The sequence below is a fragment of the Pseudomonas sp. SDT291_1_S447 genome, from assembly GCF_054070155.1.
In genome coordinates, this window is the sequence record NZ_JBSVXS010000245.1 from 1 (window position 1) to 2062 (window position 2062).

The 2062-nt window shown below is 60.7% G+C and carries 3 protein-coding genes; all 3 read right to left on the minus strand.

What is annotated here, in order from left to right:
- Positions 1-81 precede the first annotated feature (81 nt).
- From ACW9IR_RS29225 to ACW9IR_RS29235, 3 genes are read right to left on the minus strand one after another with little or no spacing between them, the layout of a single operon-like run.
- Complete coding sequence (locus tag ACW9IR_RS29225; RefSeq protein WP_457466076.1) at positions 82-741, minus strand: DUF799 domain-containing protein; 660 nt, start codon at positions 739-741, stop codon at positions 82-84.
- Entirely contained in the window at positions 738-1109 is a 372-nt protein-coding gene (locus tag ACW9IR_RS29230; protein WP_457466078.1) for a DUF4810 domain-containing protein, read from the minus strand. The genes ACW9IR_RS29225 and ACW9IR_RS29230 overlap by 4 nt, the downstream gene beginning before the upstream one ends.
- A gap of 28 nt (positions 1110-1137) precedes the next feature.
- Positions 1138-1824, minus strand: a complete 687-nt coding sequence (locus ACW9IR_RS29235) for a CsgG/HfaB family protein (RefSeq protein ID WP_176470095.1) — start codon at positions 1822-1824, stop codon at positions 1138-1140.
- Positions 1825-2062: the final 238 nt, after the last annotated feature.

Here is a 2062-nt window from a genome sequence, read left to right on the forward strand (position 1 = left end):
TCAGGTGTCGATGTGTTGTCTGACACACCGCTATCGCGAGCAGGCTCACTCCTACAGTGGTTTTCTGCCGCAGCTGATAATTCAGTCTGTGCCGTACTTCGGCGAGCGTGGGCCGTACAGCAGGCCTGCCCGATGTCCGGCCGAGAGCAGACGATTGCTCGCCACGCCGGCAATCGGGTAGCCGGCATCGGTGGCGCTGTTGATGACCTGCTTCACAGCGGCTGTGATCAGCATGCCGATCAGACCGCCACCGCCGTTGTTGCCGCCCTCTTCGCTCGACGCCCGCGCCGAACCGGTCCACAGCGTAGTGCCGCTTTTCAGGTCAACCAGTTTCGCCGTCGCAGTGACCGCAGTTTCGCTGCTGATCACCATGTAACGCGTACCGTATTCGGTCACGGTGATGTACAGCGCGGCGTCCGCACCGAAGATGTCCCTCAGTTTGTTTGCCGGTGCCTGATGGATGTCGTCGGGGGTGGTCAGGCCGTTCTGGCGGAAAGTCTCGTCCACCAACGTAATCGGCAGCACGTAATAACCGGCTTCGGCCAACGGGAACGTCACCTGCGACAACAGACTGTACGACGCCTTCACATCCGGCGAAGTGTTCAGCGGTGGCAGCACCAGGATGGTCTTCGGCCGCGCTTGTTTGTAGGCCGAGTAGTCCACGGTTTTCGGGGCGACGCAGCCACCCAGCACGGTCAGGGCCAAACCGGCGGCCAGCAGTTTCGAGGTACGCGCGATCATTTCGCGTCTCCGGTCTTGGCGTTCTTGAGCAGAAAATCCATGTACGTGCCGGACTCGGGGAACAGGGTTTTCTCGGTTTTGAACTGCTGCACCATCTGGTCGTCCTTGCCCATGCTCAGATAGAGCAGGCCAAGGTGCGCGTGGTAGCCCGGCGGCACGGACTTGCCGGTGGAGCGGATTTTCTGCAGGTCACGTTCCAGCGCTTCGGCCTGGGCTTCCTTCGGCTCTTCGCCTTTGAAGTATTCGTAGACCTGGGGTTCGTAGCCTTCCCATTGGTACAGGGTTTGCGGGCCGGGGGCACAACCGGTCAGCAAGGCGCTGGCGGCCAGCGTCAGCGCCATCAGCGAGCGCGACAAAGTCAGATTCATGGGTGTTGCTCCTTGCAATGGGCGTCGATCAGTTGCCCGGTTTCCAGGCACCGGCGTTCATGCCATCGACCAGACGATTGATCGCCTCGCGCATGGCCAGATCCAGTACTTTGCCGTTGAGGGTGGAGTCGTAGGCAGCGGTGCCGCCGAAACCGATGATTTCGCGGTTGGACAGAGCGTATTCACCGGCGCCCTGGGTCGAATAGACCACTTCGGAGGTGCTGATATTGACGATGTTCAGGTTGACCTTGGCGTAGGCGACCTGGGTTTTGCCACGGCCGAGAATGCCGAACAACTGGTGATCGCCGGTCTCTTTGCGGCCGAACTCGGTGACGTCGCCGGTGACCACGTAATCAGCGCCTTTCAGGCGTTGGGCCTGGCCCTTGATCGCCGCTTCCTGCTGGATCTCGCCCATGTTGTCACGGTCCAACACGCTGAAGCGGTTGGTCTGCTGCAAGTGGGTGATGAGGATGGTCTTGGCCTGACCGCCGAGACGGTCGACGCCGTCGGAGAAGATCCCGCGCATGTAGCTGGAGCGGTTGTCGAACTTGCCCACGGCCATTGGCACGCGAACGCCGGTCCAGACTTGTGTGGCGCTTTCCACCTTGGCCACCGGCAAGGCGCGGGAGCTTTCCGTCGCGCAACCTGAGAGTGTGCCAGCCATCGTGCCAAGCACAGCAATTGCGACGCCTGAGACCAGCATCCGGGAGATCATTCTCACTGAGTATTCCTTTGAAAAACGGGGATGTCCCGGCACGGCAATGCGCGGCGGGAGCTGAAAAGGGGCGGCATTATGACAAAGTGCCATCATTCGTGACAGGTTTTTTTGACGCCAGTGAATTGGCTGCCTTGAACAGAAGCAAAACCCTGTAGGAGTGAGCCTGCTCGCGATAGCGGTGTGTCCCGTTGTCGTGCAGGTGCGGTTGTTCACGCAGGATCTGCGCCTGCACCGC

Coding starts and splice junctions, on each gene's coding strand:
- ACW9IR_RS29225 (WP_457466076.1), bottom strand. CDS start 741: ATGATCGCGCGTACCTCGAAACTGCTGGCCGCCGGTTTGGCCCTGACC.
- ACW9IR_RS29235 (WP_176470095.1), bottom strand. CDS start 1,824: ATGATCTCCCGGATGCTGGTCTCAGGCGTCGCAATTGCTGTGCTTGGC.
- ACW9IR_RS29230 (WP_457466078.1), bottom strand. CDS start 1,109: ATGAATCTGACTTTGTCGCGCTCGCTGATGGCGCTGACGCTGGCCGCC.